This is a genomic window from Dactylosporangium sp. NBC_01737 (genome assembly GCF_035963215.1).
In the GTDB taxonomy this organism is placed as follows: Bacteria; Actinomycetota; Actinomycetes; order Mycobacteriales; family Micromonosporaceae; genus Dactylosporangium.
The window spans coordinates 2,219,518-2,243,564 of sequence record NZ_CP109153.1; the positions used below are offsets into that span (position 1 = coordinate 2,219,518).

Annotated in this window: 20 protein-coding genes and 1 pseudogene; 14 read left to right on the plus strand and 7 right to left on the minus strand. The window is 71.0% G+C overall.

Going from position 1 to position 24,047, the window contains the following annotated elements:
* Window positions 1-14: 14 nt before the first annotated feature.
* Genes OHA72_RS09660 through OHA72_RS09670 form a run of 3 tightly spaced genes read right to left on the minus strand, consistent with a single transcriptional unit; the run spans window position 15 to window position 4,648 of the window.
* Window positions 15-2,381 (minus strand): hypothetical protein, encoded by a 2,367-nt coding sequence (locus tag OHA72_RS09660; RefSeq protein ID WP_327007497.1) that lies wholly within the window; start codon window positions 2,379-2,381, stop codon window positions 15-17.
* Between the two features lie 40 nt (window positions 2,382-2,421).
* Entirely contained in the window at window positions 2,422-3,324 is a 903-nt protein-coding gene (locus OHA72_RS09665; RefSeq protein WP_327007498.1) for a MaoC/PaaZ C-terminal domain-containing protein, read from the minus strand.
* Window positions 3,325-3,334: 10 nt separating this feature from the next.
* Window positions 3,335-4,648: a 3-oxoacyl-ACP reductase gene (locus OHA72_RS09670; RefSeq protein WP_327007499.1), complete on the minus strand. Its 1,314-nt coding sequence runs from the start codon at window positions 4,646-4,648 to the stop codon at window positions 3,335-3,337.
* A gap of 89 nt (window positions 4,649-4,737) precedes the next feature.
* Here OHA72_RS09670 and OHA72_RS09675 point away from each other — a divergent pair, with 89 nt between their 5' ends.
* The 7 genes from OHA72_RS09675 (at window position 4,738) to OHA72_RS09705 (ending at window position 13,659) form a co-directional block, all read left to right on the plus strand.
* Complete coding sequence (locus tag OHA72_RS09675; protein WP_327007500.1) at window positions 4,738-6,012, plus strand: acetyl-CoA C-acetyltransferase; 1,275 nt, start codon at window positions 4,738-4,740, stop codon at window positions 6,010-6,012.
* A gap of 33 nt (window positions 6,013-6,045) precedes the next feature.
* On the plus strand, window positions 6,046-7,641 hold the full coding sequence (locus OHA72_RS09680) for a sugar ABC transporter permease (RefSeq protein WP_327007501.1): 1,596 nt from the start codon (window positions 6,046-6,048) through the stop codon (window positions 7,639-7,641).
* A 135-nt stretch (window positions 7,642-7,776) separates the two neighbouring features.
* Window positions 7,777-9,204, plus strand: coding sequence for an adenylosuccinate lyase (gene purB / locus OHA72_RS09685; RefSeq protein ID WP_442788708.1), 1,428 nt, complete (start codon window positions 7,777-7,779; stop codon window positions 9,202-9,204).
* Window positions 9,205-9,378: 174 nt separating this feature from the next.
* Complete coding sequence (purS, locus tag OHA72_RS09690) at window positions 9,379-9,645, plus strand: phosphoribosylformylglycinamidine synthase subunit PurS (RefSeq protein WP_327007502.1); 267 nt, start codon at window positions 9,379-9,381, stop codon at window positions 9,643-9,645.
* A complete protein-coding gene (purQ, locus tag OHA72_RS09695; protein ID WP_327007503.1) occupies window positions 9,642-10,322 on the plus strand; it encodes a phosphoribosylformylglycinamidine synthase subunit PurQ in 681 nt (226 codons plus the stop codon). The genes purS and purQ overlap by 4 nt, the downstream gene beginning before the upstream one ends.
* Window positions 10,319-12,901 carry a phosphoribosylformylglycinamidine synthase subunit PurL gene (gene purL / locus OHA72_RS09700; protein WP_327007504.1) on the plus strand — a complete coding sequence of 861 codons (2,583 nt, stop codon included), beginning with the start codon at window positions 10,319-10,321 and terminating at the stop codon, window positions 12,899-12,901. The genes purQ and purL overlap by 4 nt, the downstream gene beginning before the upstream one ends.
* A gap of 2 nt (window positions 12,902-12,903) precedes the next feature.
* Window positions 12,904-13,659 carry a 2-phosphosulfolactate phosphatase gene (locus OHA72_RS09705; RefSeq protein WP_327007505.1) on the plus strand — a complete coding sequence of 252 codons (756 nt, stop codon included), beginning with the start codon at window positions 12,904-12,906 and terminating at the stop codon, window positions 13,657-13,659.
* A 67-nt stretch (window positions 13,660-13,726) separates the two neighbouring features.
* On the opposite strand, the gene OHA72_RS09710 is transcribed toward OHA72_RS09705, so the two are convergent.
* Window positions 13,727-13,870 (minus strand): hypothetical protein, encoded by a 144-nt coding sequence (locus OHA72_RS09710; protein ID WP_327007506.1) that lies wholly within the window; start codon window positions 13,868-13,870, stop codon window positions 13,727-13,729.
* Between the two features lie 1,041 nt (window positions 13,871-14,911).
* Here OHA72_RS09710 and OHA72_RS09715 point away from each other — a divergent pair.
* From OHA72_RS09715 to amcA, 6 genes and pseudogenes are all read left to right on the plus strand, one after another.
* Window positions 14,912-16,009 carry a hypothetical protein gene (locus tag OHA72_RS09715; protein ID WP_327007507.1) on the plus strand — a complete coding sequence of 366 codons (1,098 nt, stop codon included), beginning with the start codon at window positions 14,912-14,914 and terminating at the stop codon, window positions 16,007-16,009.
* Entirely contained in the window at window positions 15,963-16,316 is a 354-nt protein-coding gene (locus tag OHA72_RS09720; RefSeq protein WP_327007508.1) for a sterol carrier family protein, read from the plus strand. Before OHA72_RS09715 ends, OHA72_RS09720 begins: the two co-directional genes overlap by 47 nt.
* A 184-nt stretch (window positions 16,317-16,500) precedes the next feature.
* On the plus strand, window positions 16,501-18,060 hold the full coding sequence (purF, locus tag OHA72_RS09725; protein ID WP_327007509.1) for an amidophosphoribosyltransferase: 1,560 nt from the start codon (window positions 16,501-16,503) through the stop codon (window positions 18,058-18,060).
* 58 nt (window positions 18,061-18,118) lie between these two features.
* On the plus strand, window positions 18,119-19,273 hold the full coding sequence (gene purM / locus OHA72_RS09730) for a phosphoribosylformylglycinamidine cyclo-ligase (RefSeq protein WP_327007510.1): 1,155 nt from the start codon (window positions 18,119-18,121) through the stop codon (window positions 19,271-19,273).
* A 195-nt stretch (window positions 19,274-19,468) separates the two neighbouring features.
* Window positions 19,469-20,570 (plus strand): annotated as a pseudogene (gene amcB / locus OHA72_RS09735) (cyclophane-forming radical SAM peptide maturase AmcB); the annotation flags it as partial.
* Window positions 20,571-20,603: 33 nt separating this feature from the next.
* Window positions 20,604-20,741 carry a multiple cyclophane-containing RiPP AmcA gene (gene amcA, locus OHA72_RS09740; RefSeq protein ID WP_442788709.1) on the plus strand — a complete coding sequence of 46 codons (138 nt, stop codon included), beginning with the start codon at window positions 20,604-20,606 and terminating at the stop codon, window positions 20,739-20,741.
* Window positions 20,742-20,879: 138 nt separating this feature from the next.
* Here the strand turns inward: amcA and OHA72_RS09745 are convergent, their stop codons facing one another.
* The gene (locus tag OHA72_RS09745; RefSeq protein ID WP_327007512.1) at window positions 20,880-21,110 is read right to left on the minus strand and encodes a DUF3073 domain-containing protein; all 231 of its coding nucleotides are present in this window, start codon (window positions 21,108-21,110) and stop codon (window positions 20,880-20,882) included.
* Between the two features lie 196 nt (window positions 21,111-21,306).
* Window positions 21,307-22,365 (minus strand): Glu/Leu/Phe/Val dehydrogenase dimerization domain-containing protein, encoded by a 1,059-nt coding sequence (locus OHA72_RS09750; RefSeq protein ID WP_327007513.1) that lies wholly within the window; start codon window positions 22,363-22,365, stop codon window positions 21,307-21,309.
* Between the two features lie 97 nt (window positions 22,366-22,462).
* Here OHA72_RS09750 and OHA72_RS09755 point away from each other — a divergent pair, with 97 nt between their 5' ends.
* Window positions 22,463-23,302, plus strand: coding sequence for a DUF8083 family protein (locus tag OHA72_RS09755; protein WP_327007514.1), 840 nt, complete (start codon window positions 22,463-22,465; stop codon window positions 23,300-23,302).
* A 140-nt stretch (window positions 23,303-23,442) separates the two neighbouring features.
* Here OHA72_RS09755 and OHA72_RS09760 read toward each other — a convergent pair whose 3' ends face one another.
* A complete protein-coding gene (locus OHA72_RS09760) occupies window positions 23,443-23,655 on the minus strand; it encodes a hypothetical protein (RefSeq protein WP_327007515.1) in 213 nt (70 codons plus the stop codon).
* Window positions 23,656-24,047 lie beyond the last annotated feature (392 nt).

Consider the following 24,047-nt stretch of genomic DNA (forward strand, 5'->3'; position numbering starts at 1 on the left):
CTAACGGTGTGTGGTCATGCCGACGGCAGTTCATACACCACAGCGACCCCCGACCGATAACGTTCGGTAGCGAAGGCCGACAACTGTGGCGAAACATTGTTCTGGCTCTCGTCAACGAACAGCCAGCGTACCCCGTAGCGGTCCCGCAGCAGACCTACCGTTTGGGGTGACGGGTTCGTGAACACTGCGTCATTGTCGGCGAGGATCTCGGGGCGCCAGTAGGGCACGTAACCGACCCAGGTCTTGAGCCTCGCCGCCTCGACGTGCGCGGTCGTGGTGAAGCCCCAGCCCTCCACCAGCATGCGCCGCTCGCTGTAGGCGGTCATCGAGAAGTGAAGATCCGTGCAGTCCTTGTTCCATCGCTGGCAGTGCGCGTTGGTGGCGACGAGGTCGTCGGGGTCGGAGTGGTCGCGCAGCCAGCGGCCGGCCGGAAGGACCCCGTCGGAGACGATGACCTCGCCCTTGACCACGTTCTTCCAGCCGACGTGTGTCGAGTCCCACAGGATCTTGTAGTAGTTCTGGAAGCTGGTGTTGAGCCCATACCCGGCGAGCAGCGCGACGACCAGGGCGACGACCATGCCCCGGAGCGCCGGCACGCGGCGCCGGGCCAGCAGCAGCCCGGCGGCGATCAGCGCCGCGACGACGGCGAGCGCCGCATAGGGCAGCACGATGTCGCGGGTCAACGCCGCATAGGAGCCGGTGTTGCCGATGTTGGGCACGTCGCCGCGGCCGGTGATCTGGATGGCCTGGGTGACGGCCATGCCGAGCACGACGAAGCCGGCAAGGGCCCACGCCCGGCGGGCGGCCAGCCGGCCGACGGGGAGCAGCGAATACAGCCCGACGACCGCCGCCACCGACAGGTAGGGCCGGGCGGCCTCGACGAAGAACCGCTGGCTGTCACCGGACTGGCCGGTCAGGATCGTGGCGCCGGCACCGGCCACCCCGATGCCGATCATGGCGATGACCGCGGGCTCCGGCAGGCGGCGGCGCAGCAGCCCGGCGAGGCCGGCCCAGATGCACACCCAGCAGAAGAACAGCAGGACGGCGAGGACCGCCATCCGGCTGGTGACCTCGCCAGCGGCGTAGCCGGTGCTGGTGCCGAGCGCGCCGGTGACGAGCGTGAAGAACGGCTTGAGCTCCGTGCCCTGGCTGGTGCCGCCGAAGAGCACGATCTGCGAGAAGACCAGGGCGCCGAACGTGATGCCGAGGCCGATCAGGGCGCCGCGGTGCAGCGTGCGGTGCAGGAGCAGCTCGGCGCCGAGGACCAGCAGCAGGCCGCAGAACAGCAGGGGCAGGTAGGTGGCCTTGGCACCCATCACGCCGGCGAGCAGGATCGCGAAGAACACCCAGCCGCGGGTGTCGCGCCACTCCCGGAGGCGGTCGACGAGCACGATCATCAGCGGCAGCATCAGCAGCGCGCCGAACGTCTGCGTCGGCCCGGTCCATACCGTGAGCCGCAGCGACGAGCCGTCCTCCAGGGTGCTGAAGGCGAGGTTGGTGTAGAACTCCCAGGTGACCCACTGGTAGGGGTTGGGCGACAGCACGAACAGGGTCAGCACGCTCGCCGCGACGCCGCTCCACCAGCCGCCGGTGACCTTTCGGGCCAGCACGGCGACGAGGACGGCGAAGCCCATCAGCATCGGCAGCATCGACAGGCGCAGCAGCAGGACCTGCGGCTCGATCCCGGTCACCCAGCTGGACGCGGCCATCTCGGGATAGACGAACCAGTGATACCAGAGCGGCTCGTCGGTGATCCACGGGACCATCATCGGCATGTGGTGCTTCGCCTCGCCGACCAGTGCGAGGTGGAAGGTCGAGTCGGTGTCGGGTGTCGAGTTGTACGGGTAGCGCAACCCATACAGCCGGTAGAACTTGAAGCTCCACAGCATCGTCATGCCGGCGATCAGCGTCAGGCCCCAGCGCCACAGCAGCGGCGGCACGGGCGCGCCGGCGGCGGTGCGCCAATACCGGCGCAGCGACGGCACCAGCAGGAACGCCGCGACCGTGCCGAGTGGCCAGGCGAGCACCAGCAGCGGCAGCCCGAGCAGCCGGGCGCCGATGTAGACGAAGACCTCACCGATGTAGCCGAGCGCGAGCCCGGCGGCGACGTCGGCGACGAAGAACCCGCCGCTGCGGCTGAGGAAGCGCCACCACAGGGTGCCCGGCAGCGCGATGCCCAGCGCCAGATACAGCGTGAACACGATCGTCGTGGTGGGCGGGACCTCGAAGAACCACAGCGCGGCGGTGGTCGCGACCCACAGCAGCCCGACCGGCAGCCAGCCGGACGTCAGCACGCGGCGCAGCGGGCCGCGGTGCGCGGCCACCGGCTCCGGGACGGTGTCCGTCACGTCGGGGTCAGCGGCTTCGGTCGGCGTCTGCACGGTCTTGGCCCCCCGAAATTTGGCTTTGGCGCTGAGCAGGTTACCTGACGAGCCCGGTCAGATGCGGTCTGCCGGAACGCTCATCATGCACCCCGAAATCCCACCCATCACCCTGCGCGACGGCGCTGAAGCCGACGGTGGCCGGCAGCAGGATCGGCAGTTTGAAGGCCACGTCGGCGGTGTACGTGTCGGGCAGCCGGCCCTCCAGCGCGGCGAGGCAGCGGGCCTTCGTCCACATGCCGTGCGCGATCGTGCGCGGGAAGCCGAACACCTTCGCCAGCAGGCGCGACGTGTGGATCGGGTTGCGGTCGCCGGACACCGCCGCGTAGTCGGTGCCGACCCGCCGCGGCACCCGCCACACGGCGTTCGGCGCAGGAGCCTCACCGGAGGGCGAACCGGAGGGCGAACCGGAGGGCGAACCGGAGGGCGAACCGGAGGGCGAACCGGAGGGCGAACCGGAGGGCGAACCGGAGGGCGAACCGGAGGGCGAACCGCCGGCCGCGGCGGCCGTGCGCCGCAGGTAGGTGGAGGTGTCCCGCCACACGAGCGTTCCGTCGACCGTCGCGGTGGTGACGATGTCGAGCTGCGTGCCTCGGTCGTGCGGTCGCAGCGCCTCGGCTCGTACACCGAACGAAAAGGAAGCGGAGGACCGCAGCGGGCCGAGGACCTCGACGCGGTTGGCCACGTGGATCAGTCCGAGCAGCGGAAACGGGAAGTCCGGCGCCGTCATGAGCGCCATGGCCAGGGGGAACGCCACGACGTGCGGATAGGTGGCGGGCAGTTCGTCGCGCAGGCGGAAGCCGCAGACCCGGTTGTAGCCGGCCAGGTGCGACAGGTCGACGCCCACCCCTTCGACGGTGAGCTCGCGCGACGGCAGCGCGGGGTCGGCGGCCACCCCGCGCCGCAGCGCCGCGGCGCGGTACAGGGGACCGAGGCTCGGCATCCGGTCCACGTCAGGCGCCCAGGAGGCTCTGCCCGCAGACCCGCACGACGTTGCCGGTGACCCCGCCGGACGCCGGGTGGGCCAGCCACGCGACCGTCTCGGCGACGTCGACCGGCAGGCCGCCCTGCGACATGCTGTTCATGCGGCGGCCCGCCTCGCGGATGAGCATGGGCATCGCGGCGGTCATCTTCGTCTCGATGAACCCGGGCGCGACCGCGTTGAGGGTCAGGCCGGCCGCGGCGAGCGCCGGCGCGTGCGCCTGGACGAGGCCGATGACGCCCGCCTTGGACGTGGCGTAGTTGGTCTGCCCGCGGTTGCCGGCGATGCCGGAGACGGAGGAGACCGCGACGATGCGGCCGTTGCCGCCGAGCAGGTTCTCGGCGAGCAGCACGTCGTTGATCCGTTCCTGGCTGCAGAGGTTGACGTCGAGGACCGACTGCCACTGGGCGGCGTCCATCCGGCCGAGGGTCTTGTCCCGGGTGATGCCCGCGTTGTGGACGAAGATGTCGGCGTGCACGTGCCGGGTGGCGATGAAGTCCGCGAGGCGGCGCGGCGCGTCGTCGGCGGTCAGGTCCAGCTGCAGGGCGGTGCCCTTGAGCTCGTTGGCGACGCGGGTCAGGTCCTCGCCGGCGGCGGGCACGTCGAGGCAGACCACGTGCGCGCCGTCGCGGGTGAGCACCTCGGCGATGGCGGCGCCGATGCCCCGGGCGGCGCCGGTGACGATCGCGGTCTTGCCGACGAGGGGCTGGTCCCAGTCCTCGGGGACGTCGACGGCGGCCGGGCCGATCCGCACGACCTGCCCGGACACGTACGCCGAGCGCCCTGACAGCAGGAACCGCATGGTCGACTCGATCGCCTCCTCGGCGCCGGGCGCGACGTAGACCAGCTGTGCAGTGCCGCCCCGGCCGATCTCCTTGCCGACGGAGCGCACGAAGCCCTCCAGGGCCCGCTGGGCGGTGGCCTCACGGGCGGAAGCGCACAGCTCGGGCGGGCTGCCCAGCACGACGATCCGGCCGCTGGAGCGCAGGGTGCGGATCGTCGGGTGGAAGAAGTCGTACAGGGCGCGCAGGCCGTCGGTGTCGACGATGGCAGTCGCGTCGAACACGAGGGCGGCGGTGGGCCCCTCCAGCGGCGCGCCGAGCTTCTCCAGCAGCTTGCGCATCGGCTCGGCCACGCGGCCGGCGCCGTTGACGATCACTTGTCCGTTGATGAGCGGTTCATCCGGATCGTGCCGGCGCAGCTTCGGCGGATCGGGCAGGCCGAGTCGTCTGACGAAGAACTTCCCGGCGCCCGAGTGGGCGAAGTTGGCGTAGCGATCGGTCATTGCAGTGCCTCCCCAGTCACAACAAACGCGCTAACCTACTCACGAGTAGGGTAGCGCCAGGCCGCCCTGTCGCACTGAAGGAGACTCCGATGGCCCCGGAACGAGTGGCGATCGTCGGCGGTAATCGCATCCCCTTCGCGCGCTCGGGCAGTGCCTACGCCACTGCATCAAACCAGGACATGCTGACTGCCGCTATAGATGGCCTGCTGGCGCGATTTCGGCTGGCAGGGGAGCGACTCGGCGAGGTCGCGGCCGGTGCGGTGCTCAAACACAGCCGCGATTTCAACCTGACGCGTGAATCCGTGCTCGGGTCCCGTCTCGACCCACGGACTCCTGCGTACGACGTCCAGCAGGCCTGCGGAACCGGTCTCGAGGCCGTGATCCTCGTCGCCAACAAGATCGCCCTCGGGCAGATCGAGGCAGGCATCGCCGGCGGCGTCGACACCACCTCCGACGCGCCGCTCGGCGTCAACGAGGACATGCGGCGGGTGTTCATGGAGCTCAACCGGGCCCGGTCGCTCGGCGCCCGGCTCCGCGCCGTGAGCAAGCTCCGCCCGACCCAGCTCAAACCCGACATCCCGCGCAACTCGGAGCCCCGCACCGGGCTGTCGATGGGCGACTCCGCGGCGCTGACCGCCCTGGAGTTCGGCGTGACCCGCGAGTCGCAGGACGAGCTGGCGCTCGCCTCGCACCGGCAGCTCGCCGCGGCGTACGAGCGCGGCTTCTTCGACGACCTGGTCACGCCGTACCTCGGCCTCCAGCGCGACCAGAACCTGCGGCCCGACACGTCGCCGGAGCGCCTCGCCGCCCTGAAACCCGTCTTCGGGCGCGGGGCGGGCTCGACCATGACCGCCGGCAACTCCTCGCCCTTGACCGACGGCGCCGCGGTGGTACTGCTGGCGAGCGAGTCCTGGGCGGCCGAGCGCAACCTGCCCGTCCTGGCGTACTTCGACACGGCGGAGACGGCGGCGGTCGACTTCGTCCACGGCGGCGACGGCCTGCTCATGGCCCCGGCGTACGCGGTGCCGCGGATGCTCGCCCGGGCCGGGCTGGCGCTGCAGGACTTCGACTTCTACGAGATCCACGAGGCGTTCGCCTCGCAGGTCCTCGCCACCCTGAAGGCGTGGGAGGACCCGACGTTCTGCAAGGAGCGCCTCGGCCTCGACGAGCCGCTCGGCGCCATCGACCGCGCCCGGCTCAACGTCAACGGCTCCTCCCTCGCCGCCGGCCACCCGTTCGCCGCGACCGGCGGCCGGATCGTGGCCACCCTGGCGAAGCTGCTCGCCGAACGCGGCTCGGGCCGCGGCCTCATCTCCATCTGCGCCGCGGGCGGACAAGGGGTGACCGCGATCCTCTCCAGATGAGCGCGCCGCTCGATCCACCCATATCGTTGACGCATGACGATCCAGCCGACGATGCTCCGGCCGCCACCGACCCGACCCGGCTGGCAGGTCGCCGTCGGCCTGGTCCTCACGTTGCCCGCGCTGGTGCTGCTGCTGACGTCCTACGTCGAGCCGCTGTACTGGACCGTCTCCTCCAGCTTCCGCAAGTTCAGCGGGCTGCGGATGACCGAGGGCGGCGAGGGCGTCGGCTGGGACAACTACGACGCCGCGTACGCGCAGGGCCGCCTCGCCGACGCGCACTGGTTCGCCCTGAGCCTCGCGATCGTGCCGATCCTGCTGGTCGTCCTGCTCGCGCCGGCAATCGCGTGGGCCGCGCACGCCGGCGGCACCTGGGCCCGATGGGTCACCCGGATCGCCCTGGCGCTGCCGATCGCCGCCTTCGCGCCCGTGGCGATCGCCGTCGGGCTGCGTGAGTCGCCGACCCGGTCCGCGTACTGGCTGGGCACCTTCGGCCTGGTGGTTGCCCTCGCCGCGACCGCATACCTGGCCGCGCTGCGCCGCCGCACCCTGGACTCCACCCGCAGCCCCGTCCCCGCCGCCCTCGTCGTCGGCGGCCTGGCCGTCCTCGCCGTCGTCGCGGTCGCGCTGCAGGACTTCACGTTCGCGTTCATCGGCGGCTTCGGCAGCAGGGCCGACCTCACCCCGGCCCGCCTCATGTACGAGACCTCCTTCCGCACGATGAGCTTCGGCGCCGGCGCGGCCATCTCGGTGACCCTCCTCCTGCCGCTCATTCTGCTCGGCCTGGCCGCCACCCTCCTGGTGATCCTGCCCGGCACCCGCCTCGAGGTGGATCCGAAGCTGCCGTCCGCGTCGAAGGGTCAGCCGGTGGTCGCCTGGGTCGTCGGAGGCGTCCTGCTGCTCGCCACGCTCGGCGGCATCTGGTCCGGCCTGGGCCCGTGGCTGTCCGACATCACCGAAACCGGCCGCCCCGGCGCGCCCTCCACCTGGGTCAACACCTGGCTGCCGCCCGTGATCTCCACCCTGGTCGGCGTCACCGTCGCCGCCCTCGCCGCGTTCGGCATCAGCGGCCTGCGCCCCTTCGGCCGGCACAGCGAGTGGCTGCTGCTGCCCTTCGGCCTGTTCCTCTTCGTCGGCTCCGCGCCGCTGGCCCTGCGCAACTTCGCCGCGGGCGTCACCGCCGACCGGCTCGACTCCTTCATCGGCCTGATCCCGCCGTCGCGGGTGGCGATCCCGGCCCTGTTCGTCCTGGCGCTGCTCTTCCGCGGCCAGGCCCAGCGCCGCGAGGTCCTGCTGCAGGAGGGTCACCGCGCCCCCTGGACCGGCGTCGTGCTGCCGGCGCTGCCGATGCTGGCCCTGGCGTACGTGGCGACGTGGCTGGTCCAGGCCCAGGACCTGATCTGGCCCCTGATCACCGCCGCCGGCGACCACCCCACCGCACAGAACCAGCTCGTGCAGACCCTGCTCCTGCGGGCCCGCACCGCGGACCAGAGCCTGCCGTATGCGCAGCTGCTGCCGCTGTGGCTGCTCCTGCTGCTCGTCGCGGTCGTGATCGCGGCGCAGCTGCTCTACCTGGACCGGCTCGCCCTGCGCGTCGGCCTCCCCGAACGCGACCACCCGCCCCGCACCTGACCTGCCAACTTGCACACCCTGCAAGTTGGTATGCAGGGTGCGCAAGTTGCCCACCGAGTGGATGGGCCCGCGAGGCTCGCTCTGAAGGCGCGGGGATGGCAACCCCCCGCCCCGGCGCCGCCGGCGCGGGAGAGAATAGGGCACGTGATTCCTAATGTGCTTGCTGCTCGGTACGCGTCGCCTGAGCTGGTGGCGATCTGGTCGCCTGAGGAGAAGGTCCGGTTGGAGCGGCGGCTGTGGCTGGCCGTGCTCACCGCGCAGCGGGACCTCGGGGTGGCGGTGCCGGACGGGGTGGTCGAGGACTACCGGCGGGTGCTGGACGACGTGGACCTCGGCAGCATCGCCGAGCGGGAGCGGGTCACCCGGCACGACGTGAAGGCGCGCATCGAGGAGTTCTCCGCGCTCGCCGGGCACGAGCACATCCACAAGGGCATGACGTCGCGGGACCTGACGGAGAACGTCGAGCAGCTGCAGATCCGCAAGTCCCTGGAGCTGGTGCGGGACCGGATCGTGGCGGCCCTCGCGCGGCTCGCGGCGCGGGCGAAGCAGTACGACGAGCTGGTCATGGTCGGGCGGTCGCACAACGTGCCGGCGCAGGCCACCACGCTGGGCAAGCGGTTCGCGAGCGCGGCGGAGGAGCTGCTCATCGCGTACCAGCGGCTGGAGAACCTCCTGGAGCGGTATCCGCTGCGCGGGATCAAGGGGCCGGTCGGGACCGCCGCGGACCAGCTGGACCTGCTCGGCGGCGACAGCGGGAAGGCCGCGGAGCTGGAGCGGCGGGTGGCGGAGCACCTCGGGTTCGGCAACGTGCTCACCAGCGTCGGCCAGGTGTACCCGCGCTCGCTGGACTTCGACGTGGTGTCGGCCCTCGCGCAGGCGGTCGCGGGACCGTCGAGCCTGGCGACCACGATCCGGCTGATGGCCGGCTACGAGCTGGCCACCGAGGGGTTCAAGAAGGGGCAGGTCGGCTCGTCGGCGATGCCGCACAAGATGAACACGCGCTCCTGCGAGCGGGTCAACGGGCTCGCCGTGATCACCCGGGGCTACCTGTCGATGATCGGGGAGCTGGCCGGGGACCAGTGGAACGAGGGCGACGTGTCGTGCTCGGTGGTCCGCCGGGTGGCGCTGCCGGACGCGTTCTTCGCCGTCGACGGGCTGTTCGCCACGTTCCTGACCGTGCTGGACGAGTTCGGCGCGTACCCGGCCGTCGTCGCCCGGGAACTGGACCGGTACCTGCCGTTCCTGGCCACGACGCGGGTCCTGGTGGCCGCGGTCGGCAAAGGCGTCGGCCGTGAGGATGCTCACGAAGCGATCAAGGAGCACGCCGTCGCAGTGGCGCTCGCCATGCGCGAAAAGGGCATCCAGGACAACGATCTGCTCCAGCGGCTGGCCGGTGACGAGCGGCTGCGGCTGTCCAGGGGCGACATCGACGCCCTGGTGGCGGACCCGCAGCAGTTCGTCGGGGCGGCATCCGCGCAGGTCAGCGCGGTTGTCGCGGCCGTGGCCGAAATTACCGCGAAGCACCCGGAGGCGGGTGGCTACGTGCCTCCGCCCATCCTGTGAGCGGCGGATCTTGATCCCGGAGCGGGCCGCTAAGATGCGTGTCGGGCGATGTTTCAGGGCAGCGTTCAAGATCGTCTCCGGCGGCTCCATAGCCGGTGATCTGCGGCGTTGCCCCGCCCGGTAGGCTCGTGTCGCTCGCCCTCGAGCGCCCGACTCAACTGTCAGGAGTGCCCCGTGGCCCGCGTCGTGGTGGACGTCATGCTCAAACCGGAGATCCTGGACCCCCAGGGTCAGGCGGTCGCGAACGCGCTGCCACGTCTCGGCGTCGCCGACGTGGCATCCGTGCGCATCGGCAAGCGGATCGAGATCGAGTTCGCCGGCGCCGCCGACCTCGACCGGGCCCGCGAGATCGCCGACAAGCTCCTCGCCAACCCGGTGATCGAAGACTTCACCCTGCGGGTCGAGGAGACGCCGGCCGAGACCGATCAGGCGCAGCAGTGACCGCCCGGATCGGTGTCGTCACGTTCCCCGGCTCGCTCGACGACCGCGACGCCGCCCGTGCCGTGCACCTGACCGGCGCCGCGCCGATCTCCCTCTGGCACGCCGACCCCGAGCTGTACGGGGTTGACGCCGTCATCCTCCCGGGTGGTTTCTCCTACGGCGACTACCTGCGCGCCGGAGCCATCGCGCGGTTCTCCCAGGTCATGGAGTCGATCATCAAGGCGGCCGGCGACGGCCTGCCCGTGCTGGGCATCTGCAACGGCTTCCAGGTGCTGTGCGAGGCCCACCTGCTGCCGGGCGCGCTGACGCGCAACCAGCACCTGCACTTCCGCAACCGTGACCAGGCGCTGCGCGTGGAGAACACCACGACCGCGTGGACCGGCGGGTTCCAGCACGGCCAGGAGATCGTCATCCCGGTCAAGAACGGCGAAGGCTGCTACATGGCCGACGAGCGCACGCTCGACGAGCTCGAAGGCGAGGGGCGGGTCGTCGCCCGCTACATCCGTGGCAACCCCAACGGCTCGCTGCACGACATCGCCGCGATCACCAACGCTGCCGGCAACGTCGTCGGGATCATGCCCCACCCCGAGCACGCCGTCGAGGTGCTGACCGGCCCGTCGATCGACGGGCTGGGCATCTTCACGTCCGTGCTCGCACACCTGGGAGCTCGTGTATGACCGCCACAACCGGTTTCGACACCGTCTCGCACGCCACCGACACCCCGGACGAAGAGCAGCCCTTCGAGGAGCTCGGGCTCCGCGAGGACGAATACGAGCGGATCAAGCAGATCCTCGGCCGCCGGCCGACCTCGTCCGAGCTCGCGATGTACTCGATCATGTGGAGCGAGCACTGCTCGTACAAGAGCAGCAAGGTCCACCTGCGGCAGTTCAGCGAGAAGGCCCCGCCCTCGGACCTGATGCTCGCCGGGATCGGTGAGAACGCCGGCGTGATCCGGATCTCCGACGAGATCGCGGTCACGTTCAAGGTCGAGTCCCACAACCACCCAAGCTTCGTCGAGCCCTACCAGGGCGCGGCGACCGGCGTCGGCGGCATCGTCCGCGACATCCTCGCCATGGGCGCCCGCCCGGTGGCCGTGATGGACCCGCTGCGCTTCGGCGCCGCCGACCACGAGGACACGAAGCGCGTCCTGCCCGGCGTCGTCGCCGGCGTCGGCGGCTACGGCAACTGCCTCGGCCTGCCCAACATCGGCGGCGAGGTCGTCTTCGACCCCTGCTACCAGGGCAACCCGCTGGTCAACGCGCTGTGCGTCGGCGTGCTGCCGGTCAACCGGCTGCAGAACAAGGAGGCGCACGGCCCCGGCAACGTGGTCGTGCTGCTGGGCGCCAAGACCGGCCGCGACGGCATCGGCGGCGTGTCGGTGCTGGCCAGCGCCACCTTCAACGCCGACGGCCCGGCCCGCCGCCCGTCGGTGCAGGTCGGTGACCCGTTCATCGAGAAGCTGCTGATCGAGAGCTGCCTGGAGCTGTACGAGCGGGAGCTCATCGTCGGTGTGCAGGACCTCGGCGGCGCCGGGCTCACCTGCGCGCTGACCGAGACGAGCGCCTCGGCCGGCACCGGCATGGACGTCAACCTGAACCTGGTGCCGCTGCGCGAGGCCTCGATGGACCCGCAGGAGGTCCTCGCCAGCGAGTCGCAGGAGCGCATGCTGCTCATCGTCGAGCCCGGCAAGCTCGACGAGGTCCTCCGCGTCGCCGAGCGCTGGGGCGTCATCGCCACCGCGATCGGCCGGGTCACCGACGGCGGCCGGCTGATCATCAGCTGGCACGGCGAGGTCGTCGTCGACGTCCCGCCCGGCTCGCTCGTCGACGACGGCCCGGTCTACGCCCGGCCGATGCGCGAGCCCGCCGACCTGATCCTGCTGCAGGCCGACCGCGCCGAGACGCTGCCCCGGCCGCGCACCGGCGTGGAGCTGCGCGAGACGCTGCTGCGCCTGGCCGCCAGCCCCAACCTGTGCGACAAGAGCTGGGTCACCGAGCAGTACGACCGCTACGTGCAGGGCAACACGATCCTCGCCCAGCCGGAGAACTCCGGCGTGATCCGCATCGACGAGCAGACCGGTCTCGGCATCGCGCTGTCCGTCGACGGCAACGCCCGGTTCGCGCGGCTCGACCCGTACAACGGCGCGAAGCTCGCCCTCGCGGAGTCCTACCGCAACGTCGCCGCCTCGGGAGCGACCCCGCTCGCGGTCACCAACTGCCTCAACTTCGGCTCGCCGGAGGACCCGCAGGTCATGTGGCAGTTCGCCGAGGCGGTCCGCGGCCTGGCTGACGGCTGCGCGGAGCTGGGCATCCCGGTCACCGGCGGCAACGTCAGCTTCTACAACTCGACCGGCTCGCAGGCAATCCACCCGACCCCGGTCGTCGGCGTCCTCGGCGTGATCTCCAACGTGGGCAGCCGCGTCCCCATGGGCTTCGGCGGCGACAGCGACGTGATCATGCTGCTCGGCGAGACCCAGGAGGAGCTGTCCGGCTCCGAGTGGGCCTGGGTGACGCACAACCACCTCGGCGGCCAGCCGCCCAGGGTCAACCTGGTCCGCGAGCGCATCCTCGCCTCCGTCCTCACCGAGGCGGGCGAGCGCGGCCACCTGTCCTCCGCGCACGACCTCTCCGACGGCGGCCTGGCCCAGGCCCTGGTCGAGACGACGCTGCGCTACGACAAGGGCGCCAACATCACGCTGCCGGAGGGGCTCAACCCGTTCGTCGCGCTGTTCTCCGAGTCGACGGCCCGGGCCCTGGTCTCGGTGCCGCGCGGCCACGAGAAGGCGTTCACCGCGCTGTGCGCCCAGCACGGCCTGCCGGTCGCGGTCATCGGGACCGTCGACGGGCGCAGCCGCGCGCTGGACGTGCGGGGGCAGTTCACGATCTCGCTCGACGAGCTGCGTTCGGCCTGGAAGAACACGCTGCCGGCACTGTTCGGCGACGTGTCCACCGACGCGCCGTCCTACGCGTCGACCGCGTTCGCACCGCCCGCCGCGGAAGCCACCGCGGCCCCGGCGCCGGACGCGCCGGTGTCCGGCGCCGGGAAAGCCGCCGGGGAGAGCGCTGGGAAAGCCGCCGGGGAAGGCGCCGGCGACACAGCGCCGGAGGCCCCTGTGTCCGGTGGCGGCATCTTCGACGCGGTCGCCGCGCCGGAGGTGCCCGAGGTGCCCTCCGCCGCGACGGTCTCCGCGCCGCCGGCACCGGCGGCCGACGCCCCGGACGACCCGGACGCACCGGCCCGCGATCCTGACGCCTGACGATGACCGAGGGCGTCTTCAGCCAGCCGGGCTCCGGCGCCCGCTTCGACTGGGGACCGGCAGGCGCCGCTGAGCTGGCGCGCGTCTGCTCGGTCCTGGTCGTTGTCGACGTCCTGTCCTTCTCCACCGCGGTCGACGTCGCCGTCGGCCGCGGCATGCGGGTCCACCCGTTCCCCTGGAGCGACCAGGCCCGCGCCTACGCCGACCGCATCGGTGCCGCCGTCGCCGTCGGCCGCCAGCAGATCTCCGACGCGTCGCCGTGGTCGCTGTCCCCGGCGGCGCTGCAGAACGCGCCGTTCGTCGCGGAGCTGGTGCTGCCCTCACCCAACGGCGCGTCGATCTGCTCGGCCGCCGCGTCCACCGGTGTACCGGTCGTCGCGGCCTGCCTGCGCAACGCTCCCGCGGTCGCCCGCTGGCTGCACGGCCAGGGTCACGGCACCCCGGCCAGCCCGATCGGCGTGGTCGCCGCCGGCGAGCTGTGGCCCGACGGCACCCTGCGCCCGTGCGTCGAGGACCTCCTGGGCGCCGCGGCCGTCCTGGACGGGCTGTCGATGCTGGGCGTGCCGCTGTCGGTCGAGGCCGCGGTCAGCCTTGCCGCGCTCGCCTCGGTCCGCAACGTGGCGGCCGCGGTCCGGCGGTGCGTCAGCGGCCAGGAGCTGATCCTGCGCGGCTTCACCGAGGACGTCCGGCTCGCCGTCCAGTCCGGCGTCTCGCACACCGTCCCGGTGCTGACCGGGCAGTCGTTCGCGCCCGCCTGAGCGCACCGGGGGAGCCCACGAAAAACGGCGCCCGTTGCGGGGCGCCGTCCTCGTCGTGCCGGGTGGATCAGTCGTCGAGCCAGTCCAGCGACCGGCGGTTCGCGCCGCCCTGGCCGCGGGGGCTGCCCTGCGGCTCGCCGTAACCACCGCGCTGCTCGTAGTTGTCGTTGCCGCCCTCGTACCCGTTGCCGGCCCGCGGCGGCTCAGGCACCCGCTCGTAGCCGTCACGCTCGTACCCGGCGGCGGGCTCATAGCCGCCACGCTGCCCCGCGGCGGGCTCATAGCCACCGCGCTCACCGTAGCCACCGCGACCGGCGTACGGGCCGTCGTAGTCGGCCTGGCCGTTGTAGCCGTTGCCGGCGCTCGGGCCGTAGCCGCCGCCGGCGCTCGGGTAGCCGTCACCCGCGCCACCGGAGGCCGGGCCGTAGCCGCCCTGACCGGCCGGCGGGCCGTAGCCACCGGCACCCGCGCCACCCGGGCCGTAGCCGCCCTGGTCCGCGCCGTACCCGTTGCCTCCGCCACCGCCGTTGTAGCCGGCGCCGTAGCCGTTCTGGCCGGACTCGGCGCCGTAGCCGTTGGCCCCGCCGCCCGCGCCGTACCCGTCGCCGCCGCTCTGAGCGCCCGCGTAGCCGTTGCCGGCACTGGGCTCCCAGCGCTGCGTGGAATCGGCGTACGCGCCGCCCTGAGGGCCACCCTGAGGGCCGCCGTAGCCGCCGGCCTGGTCGTTGTAGCCGTTGCCGCCGCCGGCGCCGTACTCCGGGCCGTAGGGGTCGACCGCCGGCCGCGACGACGGGCCGTAGCCGGCGCCCGCGGGGCGCCCTGGGCGAAGCCGGCCTGGTCGTTGTAGCCGCCGCCGTTCGCGGCGCCGTAGCCGGCACCCGCGCCCGCCGCGCCGTATCCCGAGCCGGCCCGCGGCAGCGGTGCGCCGTACGGGTCCGGGGGCACGTCGTAGTCGGCGGCCCGGCCCGGCCGCACGATCGCGGTCGCGTCGTTCGCGGCGCCACGGTTGATCATCGTCGCGCCGCCCATCGCGCCGACCATGGTCGGGTCGGCCTGCGGCTGGCGGTAGCCGGGGCGCTGGCCCCCGCCGCCGCGCCGCGGTGCCGGCTCCTCCTCGAGGTCCTCTTCGTCGTCCTCGCCGCGACGGCGCAGGAGCAGCACGATCGCGACGATGCCGAAGACCACCAGGAGCGCGCCGAGCGCGATCAGGATGTAGGAGGACATCCCGCTGCCGCTGTCGTTGGAGGCGTTGGTGGTGTTGCCCGCGCCGGGAGCCGCAGACTGCGAGTCCTCCCCGGTGGGCGTGGACTCGTCGGTCGACGGGACCACGGGTGAGGCGGTCGAGCCGATCGGCACCAGCGCGACCCTGATGCTGGTGTTCGACTTGCCGGCCACCCCGGTGACGTCCTTGGACGCGGCGTCGTACCCGTTCATCGTGACCGAGATCGAGATGCCGCCGGGAGCGATCGGGTTGGACTCCGAGCCGAGGAAGCGGAACTGGCCGGCGTCGTTGGAGGTGACGGAACGGCTCTTGCCGGCGCCGTCCTCCATGGCGACCGAGGCGCCCTTGATGGCCTTGCCGGTCGTCGAGTCGTTCACCGTGCCGGAGACCTCGGTCACCGTGGTCGCCGCCGGCTGGGTCGCCGCGGCGGCCTTCAGGCTCACCTTGAACGGGGCGGACGCACCGCCGTTGATCTTGGCCGTGCCGTTGACGTCACGGGTCTGGCCGGCCGGGATCGAGCTCTGCCCGGGCGGGGTGAAGGAGGCCGAGAAGGTCCTCGTGTCGTTCGGTTTCAGGTCCATCTTGTCGATCGAGCACTTGAAGCCCGTCCCGGTGGCCGAGCAGCCGGGGGGCGTGCTCATCGCGATCTCCTGGGAACCGACCGGGATGTCGACGGTGAAATCGACGTCATCGGCCGGAGGCGCGTCGCCGGTGTTCCTCACCGAGATCGTCGAGGACTGCGCCCCGCCCCCGACGGTCAGAGTCGGACTGGTCGCGCTGATGGTGATCACCGCGTCCGCGAACGCCGGGACGGCTGTCGTGCCGACCAGAGCGCCCGTCACCAGTACGGCCGCTGCCCCTGCGCGGAGCAGCAAGGCTCGTCGGTGGGTAGTCACGTCCACACCCCTCCGGATCTTGACTTTCACCCGAGCGTCTCTGTCGAGCATGTCTGTCGATGGTCCAACATGCGAGCGGGGCTCGCTTTGCATGGTGCGCCGCAGCAAACTATGCCTTGTCCACAGGGGTCGGCGAAAGGCGCAGGGTGTTGCGACCGCCCCACAGCGGGTCGTATCGTCCCGTCATGTCCACTCCGCACCGATATTCCGACACGGTGCAAACCGTCCTTGATGCGATGGATGACGGACTCGTTCCCGACAGGCTCGCCCTGCGTGACGCTGTGCGTGAGCTCCTAGCTGACCTGCGGTCCCGAGTTCCCGGCCGTTCGGTGGAGGTGCGGGTTCCTCCGTACGGCGCGATTCAATGTGTCGAGGGACCGCGGCATACGAGAGGTACGCCACCCAATGTGGTCGAGACCGACCCCGCCACCTGGCTCGAGATCGCCACGGGTCGGAAATCGTGGCATGAAGCAGTCAGCACCGGGAAGATCCGCGCGAGCGGGGTTCGGGCTGATTTATCGGCCTATCTACCCTTGTAAGTCCGCATACGGTGCGCGACACTGATTACGAACTGCGTGCGAACTGTGGCTGTGCGTCATACCGAATTCCTCGCGTACACTTTGGGTCGCGAAGGCGACCGAATTTCCGGCGCCTATCAGGTCGGATTCCCCTCGGCCGACACCGCCGACGAACCCCGGTAACTGCGACGACAGGAGCGGCAACGTGCCCCGAGGCGATGGCCGGTTGAGCCACGAGCTCGACCCCCAGCGTCCAGGTCCCCAGGACAAGTGCGGTGTGTTCGGCGTCTGGGCGCCGGGCGAAGAGGTCGCGAAGATGACCTACTACGGGCTGTATGCGTTGCAGCACCGTGGTCAGGAAGCGGCCGGCATCGCGGTGTCCGACGGCTCCGGCGTGGTGGTGTACAAGGACCTCGGCCTCGTGTCACAGGTCTTCGACGAGCCGACGCTGGCGAGCCTGCGCGGCCATATCGCGATCGGCCATGCGCGCTACTCCACCACCGGCGGCTCCAACTGGGAGAACGCGCAGCCCACGCTGCGCTCGACCGCCCCGGGCGAGGACCGCGGCGGCACCACGATCGCCTTGGCGCACAACGGCAACCTGGTCAACACCGCCGAGCTGGCCCGCCGCGTCGCGGAGCTCGGCGAGCGCGACCAGATGAACTCCACCAACGACACCGCGCTGGTGACGGCGCTGCTCGCGGCCCGCCCTGACCTGTCGGTCGAGGCCGCGGCCCTGGATGTGCTTCCGACGCTGCGCGGCGCCTTCAGCTTCGTCTTCATGGACGAGGACACGCTGTATGCGGCCCGTGACGTCAACGGGGTCCGCCCGCTGGTCCTCGGCCGCCTCGAGCGCGGCTGGGTGGTGGCCAGCGAGACCGCCGCGCTGGACATCGTCGGCGCCAGCGTCGTGCGCGAGATCGAGCCCGGCGAGCTGATCGCCATCGACGAGCACGGCCTGCGCTCCAGCCGCTTCGGCACCCCTGACCCCAAGGGCTGCCTGTTCGAATACGTCTACCTGGCCCGCCCCGACACCACCATCGTCGGGCGCAACGTGCACGCCGCACGCGTGGCGATCGGTCGCACCCTCGCCCGGGAGCACCCGGTCGAGGCCGACATGGTCATGCCCGTGCCGGAGTCCGGCACGCCCGCCGCGATCGGCTACGCGAGCGAGTCCGGCATCACGTTCGGGCACGGCCTGGTCAAGAACGCCTACGTCGGGCGCACCTTCATCCAGCCGTCCCAGACGATCCGCCAGCTGGGCATCCGGCTCAAGCTCAACCCGCTGCGCGACAACGTGCGGGGCAAGCGCCTCGTGGTCGTCGACGACTCCATCGTGCGCGGCAACACCCAACGTGCGATCGTACGTATGCTGCGAGAAGCTGGCGCGGTCGAAGTCCACGTCCGTATCTCGTCGCCGCCGGTCAAGTGGCCCTGCTTCTACGGCATCGACTTCGCCACCCGGGCGGAGCTGCTCGCCAACGGGCTCGACCTCGAAGGGATCCGCCGGTCGATCGGCGCCGACTCGCTCGGCTACGTGTCGCTGCCCGGTCTGATCGCGGCGACGGAGCAGCCGGCCAACCGGCTGTGCAGCGCGTGCTTCGACGGTCAGTATCCGATCGAGCTGCCGGCCGACAACGTGATCGGCAAGCACGTCCTGGAAGGTGTGGCGCGCGCCGCGGGGGCCGCTCCCACCACGACGGACGGTGGCGCGGTCAGCGTCGCCGCCAGTCCGGGCGGTTCGGGCGCACTGCTGCGCCCGTGACCCGCCCACCCGAAGCACCATGCGGTGGCCGCCGCCGAGGCAGACAAAAGGGGAGAAAGTGACGCACGTGGATGAGCGCGCCGAGAAGGCCGGTGAGACCGGCCAGGGCAGCACCCCCGAGCGGCAGTTGTGGACCGCCGGCAACGGCAGGAGCCGCAGGCGCACCGTGACGTATGCGGACGCGGGCGTGTCGATCCACGCCGGCGAGAAGGCCGTCGAGCTGCTCCGCACCAAGGTGCACCGGACCCACCGGCCCGAGGTCATGGGTGACATCGGCGGGTTCGCCGGGCTGTTCCGGCTCGACCTCAAGAAGTACAAGAGCCCGATCCTCGCCTCGTCGACCGACGGCGTGGGCACGAAGCTCGCCATCGCCCAGGCCATGGGCATCCACGACACGGTCGGCATCGACCTCGTCGCGATGGTCGTCGACGACCTGGTGGCCTGCGGTGCCGAGCCGCTGTTCCTGCTCGACTACATCGCCTGCGGCGAGGTCGTGCCGGACCGTGTCGCGGAGATCGGCGCGGGCATCGCCGACGGCTGCCGGTATGCGGGCTGCGCCCTGCTCGGCGGCGAGACGGCGGAGCACCCGGGCGTGATGCGCCCCGATGAGTACGACATCTCCGGCACCGGCGTCGGCGTGGTGGAGGAGGACAAGATCCTCGGCCGCGACCGGGTCGAGGTCGGCGACGTCGTCATCGCGCTGCGCTCCACCGGGCTGCACTCCAACGGCTACTCCCTGGTCCGGCACGTGCTGCTCGGCGCCGGCCGGATGCGGCTGGACAGCGTGATCGACGAGTTCGGCTCGCAGCGCACCCTCGGCGAGGAGCTGCTCACGCCGACCCGGATCTACGCCAAGGACTGCCTCGACCTCATCACCGAGAGCGAGGTCCACGCGTATGCCCACGTCACCGGCGGCGGCATCCCCGGCAACCTGGTCCGCGTGCTGCCCGAGCACGTCGACGCCGTCGTGGACCGCTCGACCTGGCGCCCGCAGCCCATCTTCGACCTCGTGCGCACCAAGGGGCGCATCGAGGACATGGAGATGGAAAGCACCTTCAACATGGGCATCGGCATGCTGACCGTCGTCTCCGCCGAGGACGCGGACCGCACCCTGGCGTTCCTCGCCGGGCGCGGCCTGGACGCCTGGCAGGTCGGCGAGGTCATCGAGGGCACCGGCCAGGTGCAGATGGTCGGCTCGCACACGCGGGGCTGACCGGAAATCAGCGACAGGGCGCCGTCGGAAGTCGCTGCGACGGCGCCCTGAGTCTTTCACTGTCGGAATACGCGGGATTGAACAAGTCCCACATATCTGATCACTCGGGTCTTACCGCAACGGAGCAAGAGACCTTAGGCTGAAGCGACACGTCCCTACGCCCAAAAGGAGGATGGGGCGGTGTCGTGGAACGGCATGCGGGGCATCTCGCCGATCCCAGGCTATGTCGTGTTGCAGCCCACGACGTTGTGCAACCTCGACTGCACGTATTGCTACCTGCCGTTCCGGTCCCGCAACGACCGGATGAGCCCGGCGACGGCGGCCGCGGTCGCCGCGTCCGTCAACGAGTGGGCCGCAGGCAATGACCGCTTCTCTGTGGTCTGGCACGGCGGTGAGCCCCTGGCCGCGGGCCGCACGGCGCTCGCCGAGCTGATGGCCCCCTTCGAGGGCGTCGAGCACCACGTGCAGACCAACGCCACGCTGATCGACGACGCCTGGTGCGAGTTCTTCACCGAGCACCGGATGCACGTCAGCGTGAGCGTCGACGGGCCACCCGACCTCAACGGTGAGCGACTCGATCGCGGGGGAGCTCCCGCGTACACCCGGATCCTCAACGGCATCGAGACGCTGCGCCGCCACGGCATCCCCTTCTCGGCGCTCTGTGTCGTGACGAGCCCCGGCCCCGGCGTGGCCGGCCGGCTCTACGACTACTTCCTCGACCTCGGCTGCGACGTGCTGGGGATCAACATCGAGGAGCAGGAAGGCGTCAACGCCCGAGCCAACGACTTCGGCGCGGACGCGGTCCGCGCCTTCTGGGCCGAGCTCGTGGCGGCGTGGCGGCGCGACCCGCGCATCCATGTGCGGGAGATCGAATGGACGCTGCGGTACGCCGGCGCGGTCCTGTCCGGCGGCGCCGACGACGTGCTGCCCGCCGCGCTCGACCCGATCCCCACGGTCGCCGCCGATGGCAGGGTCTTCCTGCTCTCACCCGAGCTGGCGGGTTTCACCGACGCCCATTACGGCGACTTCTCATCCGGCAACGTGCTGCAGACACCCCTTGCCGCCATCCTGGCCGGTGCGGCCGGCTCCGCCGGATGGGTGCCGGAGTATCTGCGCGGCGTCGAGGCGTGCCGCTCGGCCTGCCCCTACTTCGGCTTCTGCGGCGGCGCCCACGCGGCGAACCGCTACTTCGAGCACGGCAGGTTCGACGGCACCGAGACGAATCACTGCCGCAACAGCAAGATTTGCCTTCTGGAGGGAGTGCTGGACCATGCCGGAGCACGCTGACCCGGTCACCGAGCGCGTCCACGGAGCCGCTGACGGCCTTCGTGTGCTGCTCGACGAGGCCGCCGTGGCAAGGGCCGCCCGCTCGGAGGCGAGTGGCGAGGACGGCGCGAACGCCGTCTGCGCCTGGAACCACTTCGAGAACATCCCGACCTTCTACAACTGGAACAACCGTCCCCGTTGAGGGCCGCTCCAGCAGCATCAGGATGTGCCTGAACACCCACGTGGTGCGCCGTCGAGAGAACGGCCACCGCGCGGGTGTCTCGGACACGACGCGGGCACGTGGGGTCTCCACGTGCCCGTCAGCCGGGTTGACCGATGATCAACGACTCCGTGAGCGCCAATCGCTGTCGCTGGAGGAGTCGTCGTAGTTACCGTCGTCCTCGTCGTCGGCCTCATCGTCGACTTTTTCGCCAGTTCCGGCGTAGTCGTCGTAAGACTTCGGGCTGCCCGCGAGCTCGCGCTGCAACGCGTCGAGGTCGGTGTTGGGGGAGTGATACTTCAACTCCCTGGCCACCCTAGTCTGCTTGGCCTTCGCACGGCCGCGCCCCATGGCTCGACCCCCTCGCACAGAATTACGGGGCAGCCATTACCGGCAGGCCCCGACAACGTCAGGCATCTCTCGTGGCTCTTACGGTACATGTCGAGGGCACCTTTCGGCATCTCGCCCCTGCCGACCAATTCGGTGGCGTTGCTTACCCGACCGGACCGGTTGGGTAAGCACCACCGTCGTACCGTGGTCGTCACGCTTACAAGAGGATCGTACGGAGCCTTCCGACGTCGGCCATCCGCCGTTCGGCGAGACGGTCCGCGGCGACCGCCGGCGGGACCCCCTCAGCCTCCGCGAGCTGCAGGATCTCCCTCGTGGTGTCGAAGATCCGCCCGGCGCGTTGCTGTGCCCTGGCGAAGTTGAAGCCCTCGATCTCGTCGGCCACCTGGATGACCCCGCCCGAGTTGACCACGTAGTCCGGCGCGTACAGCACGTCGCGCTCGGCGAGCAGTTTCTCCACCCCCGGGTGAGCCAGCTGGTTGTTCGCGGCACCCGCGACGATCTTGGCGCGGAGCACCGCCACGACCTCGTCGCTCAGGGCCCCGCCGAGCGCGCACGGCGCGTACACGTCGAGGTCCGCCGCGACCAGTTCCTCGCTGCTGCCGACCACGTCCACCTGCGGATACGTGCTTCGTACCCACTCGACCGCGCGCTCGTCGACGTCGGTCGCGACGACCGAGGCGCCGTCCTCGATGAGGTGCTCGGTGAGGTGCTTGCCGACCTTGCCCAGACCCGCGATGCCGACCCGCCGGCCGGCGAGGGTGGGTGCGCCCCAGCGGTGCTCCGCGGCTGCCCGCATGCCCTGGAAGACCCCATAGGCGGTAAGGACCGACGAATCACCCGCGCCGCCGTGCGACTCGGAGCGCCCCGTGACGAATCTGGTCTCCTTCGCCACCACGTCCATGTCCTGCACATACGTGCCCACGTCGCACGCCGTGTAGTACCGGCCACCCAGCGACTGGACGAACCTGCCGTAGGCGCGCAGCAGCGCCTCGCTCTTGTCCTTGTCCGGGTCGCCCCAGATCACGGCCTTGCCGCCGCCGAGGTCGAGCCCGGCCAGAGCGTTCTTGTAGGCCATCCCGCGCGACAGGTCCAGCACGTCGTGCAGGGCGTCGTCCTCCGACGCGTACGGATAGAAACGGGTCCCGCCCAGCGCGGGACCGAGCGCCGTGGAGTAGATGGCGATGATCGCGCGGAGGCCGGACGGCCGGTCGTGACAGTAGACGACCTGCTCGTGGCTGGTGGTGAAGACACCCATGGATGCTCCTGTGTCGGTGGGGGCCGGTCCTCGTGAGACGGCGCCTGTGTACCGACCCTAATACCGGCAGACGCATGTTTCGTGCGACGATCGGGCCGTGCCGTCGCTCTTCGCGTCATACCTGCGGGTGTACGAGCCGCTGGCCGCCTTCGACCGCGATCACCAGTTGTACTGGCGTCGCTACGTGAAGGAGGGCAGGGCCGTCGCGCTGTCCGACGGCCCCGGCCGGCAGCGCACCGCGGTCATCGAGGCGCTCGGCGCCGGCTGGACGCGACTGCCGGACCTCCCCGACGATGCCTACGTCCTGGAGGCCGACGACACCCTGCTCGTCTGCCCGTGGAATCTGCGCATCCGCGTCGCCGAGGCCGCGCTCACCGCCCGCGACGGGGTGCCCAGCGTGATCGCCGACGCCTTCGTCCCGCCGGTCCTCGCCGGCCTGGCCCAGACGATCGTGGACGACTGGCGCAGCGGCGACCACGTCCTGGAGCGCGGCCTGCCGCGCGTGCACGAGCAGGTCGCCACGTGGGGCGTGCCGCTGCGCTGGTTCGTCTTCGTCGACCTGGAGGAGCGCGAGCTGTCGCTGCGCCCCGGGCGGCGAGTCCTGCGGTACCGCACCGAGATCTCCAAGGCCCGCAGGCGGGCGCACCGGGCGTATGCGGTGCTGCGCCGCGCCATCGGCGACGCGCCGATCACCGTGGCGGTCGAGGAGACCGCGCGGTGGCTGGAGGAGTTCCACTCCCGTTCGATCGTGGAGCTGGACTACGGCGGTCTGGTCGGCCTGCTCTCCGACGAGACCCTCATCGAGGACGACTCGCCCGGCCTGGTGTCCGCGGGGCTGTCCAGCGTGGCCCGCGGCGACGCCGACGAGGCCACCGAGGTGTACGAGAAGCTGGTCGAGCGCTGGCGCGCCGTGCAGCTGCTGGAGCGCTGCAACTGACGCAACCGCTGACCGCGGCCGTTCCGGGGGATCGCTCCCGCACCCGGCGTTGATCACGGCGGAGCGGTGCCGGCGGGCGAGCATCCGCATGCGATCAAAGGACCGCAGTGGTCATCCCAGCGACCACGGGCGTCCTTGGATCACGCGGACGGGATGAAGATCGCCGCCTGACCATGGATCGAAGCCGCCCGGTGGCCGTCCGGCGACCAGCACGCGGCGTTGATCACGATGGCGCGCGGGTCGGCCCCGCGCTGCAACCCGATGCCGGAAGCCGCGCGTTCTGGGCGGGCGGACGATCTTGCGGACGTGATCGAAGGACGGTTTCGGGCGTCCGGGCGGCCATGGGCGTCCATGGATCACGCTGGTGGGGTGCTTCCCTGGCCTGCAGGTGGGCTTGAGCACTCCAGTGCGGTCGTCGCTCGCGGTGGTCGTCCGGGCGGCCACGGGACGGCTTCGATCACGGACGGTGGCCGGCCGTGGCGGGCGGTGTCTTCGCCACGACAGTGGGCTCCGTCATTCCTTCGGGTGACTGTGGCCGGAGCCGTGAATCTTGGCATCGTCGTGGATGAATGTCCGGATCTCTGCACCCACGAACGGGTGTCACCCTTCGCAACCGAATCGCTCCTCAATGGTGTCCGTTATGGGTTATTGGGAGGATTTTGTGGGCTACCGCTCACCCGGTCGAGTGAGCTAGATTCGTATCGACTCACCCACAGAGCGTCACATCCGGTCCTGCTTTATCCCA